This is a genomic window from Bradyrhizobium sp. I1.14.4 (assembly GCF_050435825.1).
Taxonomy (GTDB): Bacteria; Pseudomonadota; Alphaproteobacteria; order Rhizobiales; family Xanthobacteraceae; genus Bradyrhizobium.
In genome coordinates this window covers 572416-590073 of sequence record NZ_JBNDLA010000001.1, presented here as the reverse complement: position 1 = coordinate 590073, position 17658 = coordinate 572416, and the positions used below count along the sequence as shown (strand labels likewise).

The following is a 17658-nucleotide window of genomic DNA, read 5'->3' as shown; positions in this document are numbered from 1 at the left end:
GGGGCGCGAATTTTGACCGTGATCAGGAACCGTCCGTGCCCCAGGATCCCACCAGAAAGCCGCTCATCGACGTCCTGTCGGGCCACCGGCAGGCCGTGCCGCCGGTCTGGATGATGCGGCAGGCCGGCCGCTATCTGCCGGAATATCGCGAGCTGCGCGCCAAGGCCGGCGGCTTTCTGGATCTCTGCTTTACGCCCGAATTCGCAACCGAGATCACGCTGCAGCCGATCCGCAGGTTCAACTTCGACGCCGCGGTCATCTTCTCCGACATCCTGGTGATCCCCTACGCGCTCGGCCGTTCGGTGCGCTTCGAGGCCGGCGAAGGGCCACGGCTCGATCCGCTGGCAACGCCCGGCGAGATCGCGACGCTGGCGACGCGGGCCGATTTCGACAAGCTCGAGCCGGTCTTTGAAGCCCTGCGCCGCGTCCGGCGCGAGCTTGCGCCTGACATCGCGCTGATCGGCTTCTGCGGCGCGCCATGGACGGTTGCGACCTACATGGTGGCCGGACAGGGCACGCCGGACCAGGCGCCCGCGCGGATGCTCGCCTACCGCCATCCGGACGCGTTCGCTGCGATCATCGACGTCCTGGTCGAGAACTCGATCCACTATCTCGTCGGCCAGTTGAAGGCCGGCGCCGATTGCCTCCAGATCTTCGACACCTGGGCCGGCGTGCTGCCGCCGCGCGAATTCGTCCGCTGGTCGATCGAGCCGACCCGGCGCATCGTGGCCGGGGTGCGCAAGCAGGTCCCCGATGCCCGGATCATCGGCTTTCCGCGCGGCGCGGCAGGCATGCTGCCGGCCTATGTCGAGCAAACCGGCGTCGACGCCGTCTCGATCGATTGGGCAGCCGAGCCGGCAATGATCCGCGAGCGCGTGCAAAGCCGCGTCGCCGTGCAGGGCAATCTCGATCCGCTGGCTCTGATTGTCGGCGGCGCCGCGCTCGACCGCGCGGTGGACGACGTGCTGGAGAATTTCGGCAAGGGGCGGCTGATCTTCAATCTCGGCCACGGCATCCTGCCGGAAACGCCGATCGCCCATGTCGAGCAGATGGTCGCGCGGGTGCGTGCGCATAAGGGCTGAGGTCCACGGCACTGCCCTCTCACCGTCATCCCCGCGCAAAGGCTTCGCCTTTGTCGCTGGAGGAGCGCGCTCTTGCGCGCGTCTCGAAGGGTCGACGGCCCGGATTTCTCTGAGCGGATGGAGTTGGGCCGCGCATCCTTCGAGGCTCGCTCCGCTCGCGCCTCAGGATGACGGAACTGAGGACTCCTACCTTGCGTCCTCCAAAATCATATCCGACGCCTTTTCCGCGATCATGATCGTCGGCGCGTTGGTATTGCCCGACATCAGGTCCGGCATGATCGAGGCATCGACCACGCGCAGACCGTCGATGCCGCGCACCTTGAGCCGCTGGTCGACGACCGCGAGCGGATCGTTGCCCATCCGGCAGGTCGAGGTCGGGTGATAGACCGTGCTGCCGGTGCGGCGGCAGAAATCGAGCAGGTCGTCGTCGCTGACCACCTTGGCGCCGGGATCGACTTCGCCGACGGAGTATGACTTCAGCGCCGGTGCCGCCAGGATCTTGCGCAGGATGCGGATGCCCTCGATGAAGGCGCGGCGATCGGTCTCGGTCGCCAGATAGTTGATGCGAATTTCCGGCGGTACGCTCGGATCCGCGCTCCTGATCTTCAGCGAGCCGCGGCTCTCCGGCCTCAGCTGGCAGACCGAAGCCGTGAAGCCCGAGAACGGATGCAGCTTCTCGCCCATCTTGTCGGTCGAGAACGGCAGGAAGTGGATCTGGATGTCGGGCGACGCCAGCCGCGGGCTGGTCTTGAAGAACGCGCCCGAGGTACCGGCGGCGATCGTCAGCGGCCCCTTGCGCAACGCCGCGTAGCGCAAGCCTGCCATCACGCGGCGCACGGGATGATTGATGACGTCGTTCAGCGTGACGGTTTGCGCGCAGCGCGTGACGATGCGCACCTGCATGTGATCCTGCAGGTCATTGCCGACGCCAGGCGCATCGAGCACGATTTCGATGCCGTGCTGCTTCAACAGATCGGCCGGGCCGACGCCGGAGAGCTGCAGCAATTGCGGCGAATTGTACGCGCCGCTCGACACCAGCACCTCCTTGCGCGCCTTGGCCTCGCGCGATTGCCCGTTCTGCTGGTACGCGACGCCGCTCGCACGCTTGCCGTCGAACACGACGCGCTGCGCCAGCGCCGAGGTCTCGACATGCAGGTTGCCGCGCGTCAGCGCCGGCCGCAGATAGGACCGCGCCGTGCTGGCGCGCCGGCCGCGCCGCGTCGTGGTCTGGAAGAAGCCCGCGCCCTCCTGGCTCGCGCCGTTGAAATCCGGATTGGTGGGAATGCCGACTTCGGCCGCGGCGTGAACGAAGGCTTCCGACAGCGGATCGTGATGCCGCCAGTCCGACACCGGCAGCGGTCCATCAGCGCCGTGATACTTGTCGGAGCCGCGCTGCTGGTCCTCCGCCTTCTTGAAATAGGGCAAGACGTCGTCATAACCCCAGCCGGCATTGCCGCGCTGCCGCCAGCGGTCATAGTCCTCGTGCTGGCCGCGCACATAGAGCAGGCCGTTGATCGAGCTGGAGCCGCCGAGCACCTTGCCGCGCGGCTGGAACACCTGCCGCCCGTTCAGGCCGGGCTCGGGCTCGGTCTGGTACATCCAGTTGACGGATTTTTCCTTGAACAGCTTGCCGTAGCCGAGCGGGACATGGATCCAGATGTTGGTGTCCTTCGGCCCGGCCTCGAGCAGCAGCACTGAATGCTTGCCGTCGGCGCTCAGGCGGTTGGCGAGCACGCAGCCGGCCGACCCGGCGCCGACGATGACGTAATCATGCTCGGCCGCATCATTGTTGTTCACTGGTTTCCCCCGGCAAGTCTTTTTCCAGAATGTCTTTCTTCCGGTGGTACAGACAAAGCGCCGCCTTGAAAAGCCTAGCGCCCTGCGCTGAGGTTCTGGAGCAGTTGCCCGACAAGCATATTGAGCTCGTCGGCACTGCCGGCGGCGCCGAATACGTACCGGTCGGGCCGCACGATGACTGCCGCGGCGCCATGTTGCCGCATCCATTCGGCGAACAACCCATCGCGCTCGACCACGGTCAAAATACCGTTGGCATTGCTGCTTTCGCCGGATGCGGTGATGACGACGCGCTCACCGGACAGACGCTGCCAGGCGGCACCAGACGTCTCCGACAGCCACGCCATCGGCTCTGTTGCCACCGTCACGATCGCAAATTCCGGTTTCAGCAGATCGTCGAGCCGGTATGTCCGCCCGTCCGGCGCACGCACATGCGGCTGCACGAACAACCGTCCGGCGAGCGCAGCGTCGCGCGCGATCAGACCGGAGACGAGATCGGGGATGAATTTCTGCCTGATGGTTTCGGCCTTGCCGGCCTTCAGGTCGGCGCGCAGCCGTATGTCGCGCTCAGTGGCCGCCACGGGATCGAGTTCGCCGATGATCTTGCCGAACTCCTTGGCGCTGGCGACGACGGCGCGGACGTGCGGCTTGCGCTCGATCTCGTAGCTGTCGAGCAGCGCCTGGTCGGCGTCGCCGCGCAGCACCATGCGGAGCTTCCAGGCCAGATTCACGGCATCGCGGATGCCGGCGCACAGACCCTGCCCAAGGAACGGCGGCGTCTGGTGCACGGCATCGCCCATCAGGAGCACGCGGCGATCGCGCCAGCGCTGCCCGAGCAGCGCGTGGAAGCGATAGACCGCCGAGCGCCAGATCGTGAGGTCGGAAATGTCGGTGAAGCCTTTGAGCAGCTTCACCACGTTGTCGGGCGCGCCGGCCGCCTCGGGATCCTCGCCCGGCAGCAGCTTGATCTCCCAGCGCCGCAGGTTGCGCGGATCCGGTATGAAGGTGCCGGGACGCGACGGCCAGCAATACTGAAAACTCTTGGCCGGCCGCTTGGCCGGCCGCTTGGCGGGATCGCTGGTCAGCGCGTCCACAACCATCCACCACTCGTCGAAGGCGAGGTCGTCCAGGTCGACGCCGACCTGCTTGCGCACAAAGCTGTTGGCGCCGTCGCAGCCGACCAGATAGCGCGCGCGGATCAAGAACTCCTCACCTGGTTCGCGCCGCGCGGTCAGTGTCACCGCGCCGTCGTCCTGCCGCAACGCCACGCCGGTGGCCGCAAGGAAAACGTCGACATGAGGGTATTCGGCGAGCTTGTCACGCAGCGCCCGCTCGACGTCCGGCTGCACGAAGGTCACGTTCGGAATCCAGCCGAGCGGGAACGGCGGCGGCATCGGGTCGAAGATCTTGATGATCTCGCCGTCGACGCCGAGATAGTGCGAGCCGTTGTGCGGAGCGATCGCCTGCTCCATGAAATCGCCGAGCCCGATCGCCTGCAGCACGCGCAGCGCCTCGTGATCGAGCGTGATCGCACGCGGCTTGTCGTAGATGTCGGCAACACGCTCGACGATGGCGACCCTCAAGCCGGCTTTCGCGAGCAGGTTGGCGAAGATGGCACCGACCGGCCCGAGGCCGACGATTGCCACGTCATGGATGGGATTATGCTCGGGGTTCGCGACGGACAACGACATGCTACCTCGCGAGGTAGCTCTCGAGCGTCAGCGGCTTCGGCTTCACCTGCGGCTCGCGGATCGCGACACCTTCGAACGGCGTCGCCTCCTCGAACCAGGCCTGCCGTGCCGGCAGACCCCAGGGAAACGAGATTTTGTGGTCGGACGGATCCCAGCTGATCGGCTCGTTCTCGATGTCCATGATCTGGTAGTGCGTGTTGAACAGCTCGACGCGGTGTCCGTCGGGATCGCGCATGTAGACATACATTGCGTGTCCCGGCCCATGCCGCCCCGGACCGCGTTCGACCGCCGCGCCATAGCCGAGCTCGCCGGCGAGATCGCAGGCGTTCAGCAAATGATGAACCTCGGGCGCGAGGAAGGCGAAATGATGCAGCCGCGGTCCCGCGCCGTTGAAGAACACGATGTCGTGCGGATTGCCCTTGCGCTGCAGGAACACGCCGCGCAGATCGAAGGTATCAGCGGGCGCGATGTATTCGCTGAGCCGAAAGCCTGCCGCCGTGTAGAACTCGCACACCTTGCGCACCTCCGGCGTCAGCACCTGATAATGATCGAGCCGCAGCGCCGAGCCGCCGGCATGGCGGGTGAATTGGGTGATCATGCGCGGCACCACCGGCATGGTCGCGCAGAACTCAAGCGGCGTGCCGGCCGGATCGGCTGCATGCAGGGTGCGGCCCTGATGCGGCGCCTCGGCCCAGGCGGCCCGGCATCCATGTGCCTCGAAGAAGGCCTTGAGCCGGTCGAGGTCCTCGTCTTGAAACACCCGCAGGCCGAGCCGCGCGCAGACGGCGCCCTCGCCCTTGCGCAACACAAGGCTGTGATGACAGGCCTCCTCGACGCCGCGGAAGTAGAGCGCGTCGCCCTCCTCCGCGGTCAGGATCAGCCCGATCACCTTTTCGTAGAATTGCCGGCTCGCCGCGAGATCGCGGACGGTCAGGACGACATGGCTGGCCCGCGTGATACGAAACCCGGGATCGTGGTTCGTGGTCGGGAGGCTCATGCGCACCTTCTGGTTTTGCTGGTTTTGCCGGTTCGCGGGAACTCAAGTCATTGCGAAAAACCGGCGGAGGATCAAGCAGCGTGGCGTTGGGCAACCTTTTGCCGGTCCGTGACGTCGCGTCACGCATTTGTATCGATTTGTTAGCAATGCCCGCCGGTGGAACCGAAAGGCGCGCCCGCCGTGGCACGGTTCGTTCCAATAGTTCATAGTTTGTCAAAGGTTTGCAGAGAATTCTTCGCCACTGCGCCATCGCCAAACCGCGCAAGCAACGTAGTGAGATGCGTACCAATCTCAGATCATATTTCGCGACCTTGTTCGCGGGTGACCTTGCGGCCTTCGGTGCGCCACCGACGGATGAAGCGCTTGCGGGCCACGTCCGCGCCGAGCAGGTTTCGCTCGTGCTCGGATACTCCTTTGGCATCATGCTGGCCAACGCCTGCAACGCGCTGGTGCTCGCGGTTGCACTTTGGCGATCGCCGGACTGGGCCTTTGCGCTGGTGTGGGCGGCCGCCGTGAGCAGCGCGGCGCTGTTCTTCGGCCTGCAGGCGCGCGCGTCGCGCCGCATCGCCAAGCCACAATTCGTCTCGCGCCGAACCATGTACCGGCTGGTGCGCAATGCGTTGGCGCTCGGGGCGGCCTGGGGCGTCGTTCCGGTCGCCTTCTTCGCGAACGCATCGAGCGGTGCGCAGTTGGTGATCACCTGCCTGTGCGCCGGAATGCTGGCCGGCGGCGCCTTCGCTTTCTCCACCGTCCCGATCGCCGCGATTGCTTTCACCGCGCCGATCTTCGCCGGCACGGCGATCTGCCTCGGCAGGGACGGCGACCTCATCTATCTCCTGATGGCCGTCCTCGTCGTGGTCTACGGCTCGGTCCTGCTGCGCGGCGTCTTCGTCAACGCATTCGAGTTCAGGCGGCGCATCATCGCCCAGCACGAGGCCGAACGAACGGTGCGGCAGGATCCGCTGACGCATCTGCCGAACCGCATCGCCTTCAATGAGGCGCTCAACGGCGCGCTGAGCCGGCTGGCGCGCTCCGGCGAGGAATTCGCCGTGCTGCTGCTCGATCTCGACCGCTTCAAGGAGATCAACGACAGGTTCGGCCATCCGGCAGGCGACGAGTGCCTGGTGCAGGTCGCGGCCCGGCTGCAGCGCTGCACGCGCGCGGCCGAGCATGTGGCCCGAATCGGCGGCGACGAGTTCGCGCTGATCATGTCCAATTTGACGAGGCCCGAGGATGCGCTCGCGATCGCCGAACGGTTCGTCGCGGCCTTCGCCGATCCGTTCCCGATCGACGGGTTCGAGATCACCAGCGCGATCAGCATCGGCATCGTGCTCGCGCCCAGGGACGGCAGCCTCTCCCATGATCTACTCAAGCATGTCGACATCGCGCTCTATCGGGCGAAGAAATCCGGCCCCGGCACGATCAGCTTTTTCGAGGCCAGCGACGACAGGTCGGCGCGCGACCGCCGCGCCCTGCAGCAAGATCTGGAACAGGCCATCGAGGCGGACCAGCTGTTTCTCGTCTACCAGCCGTTCCTCGACATCCGCAAAGGCCGCGTCACCGGCTTCGAGGCGCTGTTGCGCTGGCAGCATCCGACGCGTGGCCTGATCCCGCCGACCGTCTTCATCCCGATCGCCGAGGAGAGCGGACTGATCCACCAGCTCGGTGAGTGGGTGATCCGCCGTGCCTGCGCGATGCTGTCGCGCTGGCCGGACGACATCAGGATCGCCGTCAATTTCTCCGCGGTCCAGTTCCAGAACGTTGGCATCCTGCAGACGATCGTCGAGGCGCTCGGCGAGGCGAACGTCGCGCCCAACAGGCTCGAGATCGAAATCACCGAGTCGATGCTGATCTCGAAATACGGATCGGCCCCCGCGATCCTCAACGCGCTGCTCGAGCTCGGCCTGACGGTCGCGCTCGACGATTTCGGCACCGGCTTCTCCTCGCTGACCTATCTGCGCAAGCTGCCATTCAGCCGTATCAAGATCGATCAATCCTTCATCCGGGACATGCTGACCCAGCCGGATTGCGCCGCGATCGTCAAGTCGGTGATCGGCCTCGCGCAGGACCTGCAGATCGGGGTCGTGGCCGAAGGCGTCGAGACCGCGGATCAGCTCGAATATCTGCGCCAGACCAGCTGCGATGAGGTCCAGGGCTATTTGATCGGCCGGCCGATGTCGGGCAGCGAGATTTCCGCGCTGCTCGATCACAATCCGCAGCTCTCGGTACACGCGGCGTAACCCTGATTGAACGTCCGCGCGGCTGCCGGGCGCGTCAGAGCGCGTCGACCCGATGCAAGGTGTCCACCGTGATGGTGCCGCGGGCACGCGAGACGCATGCGCAAATCTTGCGGCTCTCCTGCTTCTGATGATCGCTGAAGAAGACGTCGCGATGGTCGATTTCGCCGTCGACGTCGATCACGTCGAGCGCGCAGACGCCGCATTCGCCGCGCCGGCAGTCGCTCATCACCTCATGGCCGGCTTCGTTGAGCACATCCAGCATCGATCGATCGCGCGGAATCACGAACTCGGTCCCCAGCTCGGTCCCTTGGCCCCTGAGCCGCACGCGGAACGCCTCGGTCGGCAGCAGCCCGCTCGATCCAAAGGTCTCGTAGCGCAGGTCGGGCATCGGGCGACCTGACGCTTCCCAGGCGCGCCGCGCCGCATCCAGCATCCGCATCGGGCCGCAGAACAATGTCATGGTATCCTGCGGTAAGCCTGCGAAGACACTGTCGAGGTCGAGCCGCTTACCCTCGTCGCCGGCATGGACGATGAGGCGGTCGCCAAGCAGATGCTCAAGCATATCGAGGTAGGCCGCATCGCGGCGCGTGCGCACGGCATAATGCAGCGTCACGCCGGCGTCGCGGCGGGCCAGCGCCTGTGCCGCACCGACGATCGGCGTGATGCCGATGCCGCCCGCGATCAGGCAGAACTGCCGCCGCGTCCAGTCGAGTTGAACCAGCGAGGTCGGCAGCGTGATGTTGAGCCGCGCCCCCGGCGCGAGCGACCACATATAGCGCGAGCCGCCGCGGGAATCCGGCGCGCGCCGCACCGCGATCCGGTAGCCCTGCGGATCGGCTTCGCCGACCAACGAATAGGATCGGATGGACGGGCGGCCTTCGATGGTGACGCCGACATCGATATGGCTGCCGACGGGATAAGGCGCACCCGTGAAATTGTCGGGCCGCAGCAGGAATTCGCGGATGCCGGGTGTAAGGTCGCGCGTCGCCAGCAGCGTGGCGGACGTCCAGGTTTGAATGAATCGCATGACGCACTCCGCTCAGCCAGCCGTCGAATTGATCAGCGCCAGCGCCGGCAGCAGATCGAGATGGGTGCGGTTGCGCAGCGCCAACCGCAGATTGCGTGCCGCAAGCCGGGCATGCTCGCGCATGATCGCCTCGGCGCGCGCGCCCTCGCGGTTCTCGATGGCGTCGACGACGACGCGATGATGGTCCTGCGCGATCAGCAGGATCTGGCGCGCCTCGGGCAAGGCCGACTGCGCCATCACGAAGGCGCTCGGCGAGGCGAACGGCAGCGCCGAGGCGCGGTCGATCTGCCGGATCAGCGGCGGGCTGCGTGACAGCTCGGTGAGCAGCGCATGGAAGCGTGCGTTGAGCGCGACATAGGACGAGAAGGCTTCGACGGAGATCGGATCCCGGCGCACCAGCCCGTCGATCTCATTGAGACATTCTTTCAGCGGCTCGAGATCGCGCGACGAGACGCCGCGCTCGGCGGCAAAGCGCGCGGCCAGCCCTTCCAGCGTGCCGCGCAGCTCGATCGAATCGAGGATGTCGCGCTCGGAAAATGCCTTGACCATGAAGCCGCCGGAAGGGATCGCCTCCAGAAGGCCTTCCTCCTCCAGCCGGACCAGCGCCATCCGCACCGGCGTACGCGACACCCCGGTGAACTCCACCGCCTGCAGCTCCGAGATGCGCTCGCCCGCCCGCAGCCCGCCCGAGAGAACGAGGTCGCGCAGCGCGAGCTGTGCCCGCACGGTCTGCGACACGGCGCGATCGGTCTCGCGTTCCGCCATGGCTTGCTCCTCGCCTACTCGGCAGCCTGCAGCTGCTGCGGCGCATTTTCGCTCGCCACCATGCGGTCGATGACGCGCCGTGCCCACATCGCGCCGGCATCGATGTTGAGATTGTAGAACACGCGGTCCGGATTCTCATCCATCGCGCGCTGCTGCGCTTCCAGGATGATCTCGTCCTCGTGGAAGATGCCGGCGACGCCGTCGCGGATTTCCGTGGTCAGGCGCTGCTCGGTGATGCGGTGATTGCGAACGAAGGCCCAGAAGTAATGGCAGGTCTTCTCGGTCTCCGGCGTGATGGTGTTGAGCACATAGCCGTTGACGCCCTGCGATCGATCGCCTTCGGGCGCACCCGACCCGGCCGGCGCAACGCCGACGTCGATGTTGACGGTGCACGGCGCCTCGAAGCGGATGATCTGCCATCGATCGACAGGGCCCGGCTTCTGCAACTGCTTGGCCCAGAACGGCGGCGCCTCGATGCCCTTCATCCAGCGCGTCACGGTCACGGTCTTCTCGCCATGGGTGACGTCGAACGGCGCTTCGGCGACCGCATCATTGCCGATGCTCGAACCATGCACGAAGGTCTCGTGCGTGAGGTCCATGAGATTGTCGACGACGAGGCGATAGTCGCATTTGACGTGAATGGTCTTGCCGTCACCGGCCCAGGCCGGATCGTGGTTCCAGTGCATGTCGGGCACCAGCGCGGGATCGGCGAGCGCGGGATCGCCCATCCAGAGCCAGATGAAGCGATGGCGCTCGACGACGGGATAGGCGCGGACGCAAGCCGACGGATTGATCGTCTCCTGCGAGGGCATGAAGGTGCAGCGGCCCTGCGCATTGTATTTCAGGCCGTGATAGCCGCAGACCACGGTATCGCCGTCGAGCCGGCCCTTGGAGAGCGGCACGAGGCGATGCCAGCAGGCATCCTCGAGTGCCACGACCTCGCCGTCGCCCTTCCGGTACAATACGACATGCCTGCCGCAGATCGTCCGCGGCAACAGCGCGTGCTTGATCTCGGCGTCCCAGCCGGCCGCGTACCACGCGTTCATTGGAAAGGATTTTGGCATCGGTCACCGTGTTGGGATCCGTTCGGATACCCTATGTATACATAAATCCCTATAGCGTGGCAAATTGAAGTAGTATAGTACCTCCATCGGATATTTACGTATACATCGTTCGCGGCACCCATGGGAGTTTTGCCCGCGCTTCTGCCGCGCCTATGGCGCATTGCCCGGCGCTTTCGCGCCGGAGGAGAGGAGACTCACTGAGGATTGACGAGTTCGCTGAACCGGCCATGCCGGTGCACGGCCTACGAGTTCGACGCCGCGCGGGTCGAGGCCGACTTGACGTCCTTGATGCTGACCACGACGGCGATGCGCTTGATCGTGCCGCTGCGATAGGCCTGCAGGAATTTGTCGTAATGCTTGACCGAGATGCAGCCGTTCGAGTCGCCGTTCGGCCCGAGCATGTAGCTGTGCACGAGCAGGCCGACACGCCCGAATGTGTCGCTGCCATCGACCGGGGTCATGCGCAGCGCGGGCACTCCGTGGAACAGCTTCTCGCGGGGCTTCATCTCATAGACGCCGGGCGGCGTCGCACCGGCGTTGCGGGCGGTCACATGCGACGGATCGTCGAGCAGATTGCCGAGGCCTGAATGCGCTTCGAACTTGGTGCCGTCGGGCATGTACACGATGCGGCCTGTGATGTCGTAGACCGCCGTGGCGCTGTCATAGCCGAGCGCGCCGAGATCGGGGCTCGGTCCGGACAATCCGTCGCTGGGATCGAGCGAAGCCAGTTGCAGCTTGCCCGGCATCATGTCCGCGATCTTCTGCAGGAATGTCCGGTTGTCGGCCCGCTGCACCGGCGCCTGTGGCGGCAGTACCGGCTGATCGTTCCGCGCTAGCAGATTGGCCTCGGCAGGCCGCGACCGCGGCATCGGCACTGTGGATGTCGTGGTCGTCGCGGCGACGGACGCCGTCGCCGGCTGGCTGACCGGCAGTTCGGTCTGCGTGTCACGCAGCTGGCCGGCCAGCGCGTCCTCGATCTGACCGAACTCGGAATTGAAATCGCCGCGGCTCGAACGGAATCCGCGACGCAGCGGATAATAGAGCGAGGCCGAATTGATCGTGGAGCGAGAGCCGAAGCGATCGTCGAAATTCAGCGAGGCGGCGGTATTGGCGAGCGCCGGTCCATGCAGCCATGCGGTAGGGTCGATGCCGACCATCCAGGCGGCAAGGCCAGACGACAGGACGAGCGCGCTCACGGCAAACGCCGTGCTGCCCACCAGAGACATGCCGCGCTTCGACTTACGCGCGGCAGCTTTCGTCGTACGTTGACCCATCCGTCCCCAAGTTCGGTGCTCTGGGGCCTGTTACCCGACCCACGCGGGATTCACCGATCACTCATCATATCAGGGAATTAGAGTAAGGCATAATCGAGACGAAGCGGGCAACGACAGGATTTTTAAACGTTTTTCGGATGGAAAGTGCCAGGGAATCAGCTCCGGGCGGGCTGAAACGGCCGAAAAAGTCTCGATTCGGGACAATTTTGGCGACTCAAGCGATCTTTTCTTCCCAGAGGGTAAGGACCGGGACCGGCTTCCCGATCGCGTAGCCCTGGGCGTAGTCGACCCCGATCTGGCGCAGCTCGTCCAGGATCGCGAGGCTCTCGACGAATTCCGCGACCACCTGCTTGTGCATGATCTTCGCGGTCTTGGTGATCATCTCGACCATCGCACGATCGACCTTGCTGTTCAGGATCTCCTTCACGAACGAACCGTCGATCTTGATGATATCGACCGGCAAGTGCTTCAGATAGGCGATTGATGACATGCCGGTGCCAAAATCGTCGAGCGAGAAGCTGCAGCCGATTTCGCGCAGCCGCGCGATGAATTTCTGCGCCTCGTCGAGATTGGAGATTGCGCTCGTCTCGGTGATCTCGAAACACACCAGTGCCGGCGAAAAATCATGCTGCGCGAACAGCCCGGCCACGAAGTCGACGAAGTCGCTGTCGCCGATGGTGGCGCCTGAAAGGTTGATGGCGTAGCTCGCAACCTTGCGCGGGTGATGCTTGCGCTCGGCGATGATCTCGAAGGCGCGGCGGACCACCCAGCGGTCGATCAGCGGCATCAGCCCGTAGCGTTCTGCCGCTGGCAGGAAGCTGCCCGGCGGCACCAGGGCACCGCTCTCGTCGCGCAGACGCAGCAGCAGCTCGCGCCGGTCGTTGCCCTTCAGCGCACCGTTCAGCGGGCGAATCTCCTGCTCGTAAAGGCAGAAGCGCCCCTCGTCCAATCCCTTGCGGATGCGATTGACCCAGCTCATCTCGGCGACACGCACCGCCATGCCGGTATCGGACGGACGGTGCTCCTGGACGCGGTTGCGTCCCTTGTCCTTGGCGAGGAAACAGGCGACGTCGGCGAGCCGCAGCGCGTCCTGCACGCCGGCGCTGTCGGCCAATGCAACGAGGCCAATGCTCGCGCTGGTCCGGAAGCTCGAGCTCTCATGGACGAAACTCGATTGCTCGATCACCGCCCTGATCCGCTCCGCGACGTCCGCGGCGACGTCGTGCGCGGCGGAGGCATCGTCGTGCAGGAGAATGCCGAACTCGTCGCCGCCGAGACGCGCCACCAGCCCGCTGTCGCCGACCTCGGCAGCGAGCAGCCTCGCCACCTGCTTCAGCAGCCGGTCGCCCGCCATGTGGCCGCAGGTGTCGTTGACGATCTTGAACTGGTCGAGGTCGATCAGCATCAGATCGGCGTCCATGGCTGGCGAGCCCGACATCGCCTTGTGCAGTTCGAACTCGAATTGCCGCCGGTTCGCAAGGCCGGTGAGCGCGTCATGAGAGGCGGCCCATGCCAATTCCTCGACCAACCGCCGCTCGGCGGTCATGTCGTGAATGATCATGACCCGGCCCGCCGGTTCGCCGGCATGCACGATCGGGGTCTCGACCACCGAGACCGGCACGCTGGAATGATCCGGCCGCACCAGCAGCCGCTGCGGCGGCCGGCTTTCAGCATCGACATCTGCGCTCTGGAACGATCCCCGCACCGGCTGCTCGGCGATGCTGAACAGCGACGAAAGCTGCCAGCCGGACACGTCCTGACCCGACGTGATCAGCCGTTGCGCAGCGGCGTTCATGTAATCGACGCGATCGTCCTGCGTGGTCACGATGACAGCGTCGCCGATCGAGGCCAGCGTGAGCTGGGCGCGCTCCTTCTCGACGGCGAGCGCAGTCTCCGCAAGCCAGCGCCGCCACAGCATCCGCCTCGTGTGGAACAGCACGATGCCGGCAAGGCAGGCCGCGATCACGAGGTTGGCCAGCAGCAGCAGCGCGGAAACCTGGCGCGACGCCTTCCCCAGATGATCGGAGAAATCGACGGCGAGCGTGCTCAGCGCGGCGTCGACCGCGCCGATCCGCTCGGCCCAGTGCCTGATGGTCGCAGCCGAGGGATCATGCAGAGCGACGTCGTTCGCGGCCTCGTTCCTGATCTCGATCAGCTGATCGAGCAACGCATCCGAGTTGCGCCATGCCGCCACCGCGCCGGCGACGTGGTGCATCTTGCGGAAATATTTGAACAGCCAGATCAGGCCGCCGATGTCGTCATCATGATTGCCGGCCCGGGCGAATCCGTCCCGGGCCATGGCGTCACTGTTGCCCGGCGCTTCGAGCGCGAGGCGCGCGGTGCGATCGGCCAGCGGCACCGCGATCGCGGCGTCGAACTTCTGCAGATAGAGCGGCGCGCCGGTGCTGACATAGATCTGAAGGTAGTGAATGGCGTCCTTCTGGCCCTTGGACCAGAGGCTCTCGCCTGCCACATAAGCCCGCACCGCGGACATCACCTGCAGGCTGCCGGCCGACAGGCCGGCGAGCAGCAACACGATCGCCAGCAGAGGCCCCACCACCCGCCACAGCGACCGGCTTCGAAACGAAAAGAACATGCCCAATGCGCCCGACCCTGAAATTTGCCGGGCAAGCCTAGAAATGGCGACTTAACCTCACGTTGCAAAACGCGACGAGTTTGAAACGACTTGGCCATGGCATAATTGCGTCAAACTTTATTCATCCCGGCAATTCGGCCGGCGAGGCTCAGGGACGCAATGTCGGCGACGTGTTCGGCGCCGGCGCCTGCTCCATCTCGGCCTCTTCGGGCAGCCTGTCGGCATGGACGGCAAGCGGCGCGCCGATCCAGAGCGGATCGTCGCGATGATCGCGGCGCGGGTTCGTCGTGTTGGGATGGACCAGGATGCTCAGGCTGCCATGATTCAGCATCAGCCATGGCACCAGGGTCGGAAACAGCTCGGCCGCGAACGCCACCTGGTACATCGCCTGATCGTGCGGGCCGACCTTGACGTCGTGCCAGCGCCCGAGGGTGACCAGGAAGCGGTCGCTGATCCAGTTGCGCAGCCGTTCCGCCTCGCCCCGGCTGGCCGCGGGGTCGTAATAGACATGGGCGTGGTAGCTCGCGATCTCGCCGATCGTCCGTGGCGCGTCGATCATCTCACCACTCCCTCTGCAGCCGGTCATTTGCGCCGCAGCACGCTGAACTGGAACGACTGCGTCGCGCCCCACGGCGTGACGTGCCGGTGCGCCTCGTGCGCGATCAACTCGAATGCCGGACCGATGGTCCGGCTGAGCGTTGCGGAATCATAACGCTGCACCGGCAGGCCGCTGCATTTTTCCGGGCCGTCCAGCGCGAAGGTGCCGATCACGGCGTGGCCGCCTGCCCTGACGCCGCGATGCAGCCGGTCGAGATAGGCCGCGCGATCGCTCTCCTCGACGAGAAAGTGAAACGCCGCCCGATCGTGCCAGACGTCGAAGGCCTGCTGCGGCTGCCAGACCGTCGCATCATCGGCGACCCAGCGCACCGCTTCGCCTGCAGCGCCGATCCGCTCCCGCGCGCTCGCCAGCGCGGCTTCGGAGACATCGAGCACGGTCAGATCGTGGAAGCCGCTCGCCAGCAGCGCATCGACGAGGCGCGAGGCCCCGCCGCCGACGTCGATGATCGACGCGTCGCGGCCCGGCGCGACGGATTCGATCAGGCGCAGCGATGGCTGCGGATCGGCCTGCGACCAGCTCACCTGCTGCTCGCCCTTGGTCAGATAGACGGTCTGCCAATGCGATTGGCGGTCAGAAGCAGTCATGGCGGTAGATCCCGAAGGCGGCAGCAAACCTGCGTGGCGCACGATTAACCATGAGCTAGGCGCGACGGCTTCCCACGTCAACCGGCGGCAGCAGACAAGCGTGGCCGCGCAACCGCAATTGCCGCATTTGCACCGCCGCATTTTCCATCTAACCTGACCGACAGGTTGAGAACGGGGCGCCCGGGATGGCCAATTTCGGCTGGACACGCGTCAACAAGCCTGCACAAGCGGAGGACGCCGCCAGCGACTTGCGCGGCCTCACCGATCCATTGGCGTTTCTCGCCGCGCTCGACAAGGTGGTGCCGCGCTATCTCGATCTCGCCGACAACGGCGTGCTGGTCTATCCGGCCTGCAAGCGCAAGCCCGGCGACCTGCTCGGCGATATCAGAGCGATCTGGGAGCACACGCGGCTCGAAGCGATGCGCTATGTGCCGATGCTGCCGCGGCAGGACACCTCGCTGCTGGTCGATCCGTCCCGCCAGGCGGAGATGATCGACGCTTTCCTGCGCCAGCGCGCGCACGACAACACCGTCGTCGACTTCACGGGAACCGCGATCGAGGATTACGGGATTGCGATCTACGCTGCGCTGAACTGGCTGAACCATTGCGGCGCCATCGTGAGTGCCGATCCGCAAAAGTTCTCCGGCACGCTGCGAAGTTTCCGCAGGGTCATGGTCGTCGCCCGACAGTGGTGGGCGATCGACGGCGCCGCGGAGCGGTGCCGGCAGCTGCTGGAGGCGCGCGAGCGGCCGCCGCTGGTGTTCTTCCTGCTGTGGGCCGAATGCACCAACCGGGCGCGCGAGATCGCGATCGCGTCGGCCGGTACGGCAGCGACCGAAGACAGCATCGCGCGCGTGCGCGCAGCCGAAGATCCGGAACAGCTGTCGTAGCAAAGCCGGCGGAGTCCGGCCCTCAGGCAACCGGCTCCGCGTCGGCGGACACCACCTGCAATTCCCTTGACTTGCGCGCGATCAAGCGAGCCAGCTCGCTCTGCTTGTAGGTCTCGACGAATTTGATGGCAAATCCGTTCGGCAGATGCCGGACGACGCGCCCAACGCAGGCACCGATCGCCAGCGGCATGCCGATCGGCGGCTGCGCCTCGGAGGACACCGCCGCGCCCGACAGCGACATGTCGATGATGAAGCAGCTCTGCATGGTGCCGTCCGCCAGCGTCAGCATGGCATGCGGCGCGACGGGGACGAAGCGCGGGTTGTTACGCGTCTCGCGGAGGCTCGGATCCTTTTGCTTCTTCTCGATCCAGGTCAGCTTGTCGGCGAACTTCTCGCGCATCGCATGCGTCATCTCGAGCTCGAGCAGGAAGCTGCCGCTCATCGTGTCGGTGATGCAGCCCTCGAACTTGCCGAACTCCTCGAAATACGAGGTCAGCCGGTCGCCGACCTTGCCGACGACCGGCACGTCCACGATCATGCGAAACGGCGAGACGCGCGTGGTGCGGCAGGCGAAGGTGCGCAGCCTGCCCTGCGCGTCGTACCAGTTCGGCAGCGTGTAGCTGCCGTTGACCATGATCCTGACAGCGCGTTGCTTGAGAAACTTTTCGACAGACACGACTGGACCTCGCCCGAGGCGATGTGAGTGCACGGAGGTCGGGATTGACCGACATCCCCGGTCGGTCTGGTGGTGGGACATCCGCTACCGACGCGATAGCAGCGGGAAGGCTGCGGTATGCGTCCCAGCGCGCCGCGGGATGGTGCTGGCGCGCAGGTGCATACAGTCGTACCGTCGAAAAACTAGGAAAAAGTTAAACCGGGACGGGGCGCGGGCGGCGCACTCTATGGTGCAACCCTTTCGCGTCAGTTTATTTTGCGAGCCGTACAACTACCGGGAGAGTTGCTGCACTCCAATGCAATCGCGCCGTGCCCTGGACCGCCTGCCTCGGCTCGCAACCGGGTGCTAGCCTTGGCCGA

The 17658-nt window shown here is 65.5% G+C and carries 14 protein-coding genes; 3 read left to right on the top strand and 11 right to left on the bottom strand.

Annotated elements, in window-relative coordinates; genetic code table 11:
• Positions 1-35 precede the first annotated feature (35 nt).
• Positions 36-1082, top strand: coding sequence for a uroporphyrinogen decarboxylase (hemE, locus tag ABIB78_RS02740; protein WP_429021131.1), 1047 nt, complete (start codon positions 36-38; stop codon positions 1080-1082).
• Between the two features lie 186 nt (positions 1083-1268).
• Here the strand turns inward: hemE and ABIB78_RS02735 are convergent, their stop codons facing one another.
• From ABIB78_RS02735 to ABIB78_RS02725, 3 genes are all read right to left on the bottom strand, one after another.
• A complete protein-coding gene (locus ABIB78_RS02735; RefSeq protein WP_429021128.1) occupies positions 1269-2879 on the bottom strand; it encodes a GMC family oxidoreductase in 1611 nt (536 codons plus the stop codon).
• A 74-nt stretch (positions 2880-2953) separates the two neighbouring features.
• Positions 2954-4567, bottom strand: coding sequence for a bifunctional 3-(3-hydroxy-phenyl)propionate/3-hydroxycinnamic acid hydroxylase (locus ABIB78_RS02730; RefSeq protein ID WP_429021126.1), 1614 nt, complete (start codon positions 4565-4567; stop codon positions 2954-2956).
• Between the two features lies 1 nt (position 4568).
• The gene (locus tag ABIB78_RS02725; protein WP_429021124.1) at positions 4569-5564 is read right to left on the bottom strand and encodes a VOC family protein; all 996 of its coding nucleotides are present in this window, start codon (positions 5562-5564) and stop codon (positions 4569-4571) included.
• Positions 5565-5842: 278 nt separating this feature from the next.
• Between ABIB78_RS02725 and ABIB78_RS02720 the strand changes: the two genes are divergently transcribed.
• Complete coding sequence (locus ABIB78_RS02720; protein WP_429021122.1) at positions 5843-7804, top strand: putative bifunctional diguanylate cyclase/phosphodiesterase; 1962 nt, start codon at positions 5843-5845, stop codon at positions 7802-7804.
• A gap of 34 nt (positions 7805-7838) precedes the next feature.
• Here ABIB78_RS02720 and ABIB78_RS02715 read toward each other — a convergent pair whose 3' ends face one another.
• The 7 genes from ABIB78_RS02715 to ABIB78_RS02685 all read right to left on the bottom strand — a co-directional run bounded on the left by ABIB78_RS02715 (position 7839) and on the right by ABIB78_RS02685 (position 15733).
• The gene (locus ABIB78_RS02715) at positions 7839-8831 is read right to left on the bottom strand and encodes a PDR/VanB family oxidoreductase (protein WP_429021120.1); all 993 of its coding nucleotides are present in this window, start codon (positions 8829-8831) and stop codon (positions 7839-7841) included.
• A 12-nt stretch (positions 8832-8843) separates the two neighbouring features.
• Complete coding sequence (locus ABIB78_RS02710; protein ID WP_429021118.1) at positions 8844-9596, bottom strand: GntR family transcriptional regulator; 753 nt, start codon at positions 9594-9596, stop codon at positions 8844-8846.
• Between the two features lie 14 nt (positions 9597-9610).
• Positions 9611-10660, bottom strand: coding sequence for a Rieske 2Fe-2S domain-containing protein (locus ABIB78_RS02705; RefSeq protein WP_429021116.1), 1050 nt, complete (start codon positions 10658-10660; stop codon positions 9611-9613).
• 242 nt (positions 10661-10902) lie between these two features.
• On the bottom strand, positions 10903-11886 hold the full coding sequence (locus ABIB78_RS02700) for a DUF2778 domain-containing protein (protein ID WP_429021114.1): 984 nt from the start codon (positions 11884-11886) through the stop codon (positions 10903-10905).
• Between the two features lie 262 nt (positions 11887-12148).
• A complete protein-coding gene (locus ABIB78_RS02695; RefSeq protein WP_429021112.1) occupies positions 12149-14530 on the bottom strand; it encodes a putative bifunctional diguanylate cyclase/phosphodiesterase in 2382 nt (793 codons plus the stop codon).
• 148 nt (positions 14531-14678) lie between these two features.
• Positions 14679-15089 carry a DOPA 4,5-dioxygenase family protein gene (locus ABIB78_RS02690; RefSeq protein ID WP_429021109.1) on the bottom strand — a complete coding sequence of 137 codons (411 nt, stop codon included), beginning with the start codon at positions 15087-15089 and terminating at the stop codon, positions 14679-14681.
• Positions 15090-15112: 23 nt separating this feature from the next.
• A complete protein-coding gene (locus tag ABIB78_RS02685) occupies positions 15113-15733 on the bottom strand; it encodes a class I SAM-dependent methyltransferase (protein ID WP_429021106.1) in 621 nt (206 codons plus the stop codon).
• Between the two features lie 185 nt (positions 15734-15918).
• Here ABIB78_RS02685 and ABIB78_RS02680 point away from each other — a divergent pair, with 185 nt between their 5' ends.
• Complete coding sequence (locus ABIB78_RS02680; RefSeq protein ID WP_429021103.1) at positions 15919-16623, top strand: hypothetical protein; 705 nt, start codon at positions 15919-15921, stop codon at positions 16621-16623.
• A gap of 22 nt (positions 16624-16645) precedes the next feature.
• On the opposite strand, the gene ABIB78_RS02675 is transcribed toward ABIB78_RS02680, so the two are convergent.
• Positions 16646-17299 carry a PilZ domain-containing protein gene (locus ABIB78_RS02675; RefSeq protein ID WP_429021101.1) on the bottom strand — a complete coding sequence of 218 codons (654 nt, stop codon included), beginning with the start codon at positions 17297-17299 and terminating at the stop codon, positions 16646-16648.
• Positions 17300-17658: the final 359 nt, after the last annotated feature.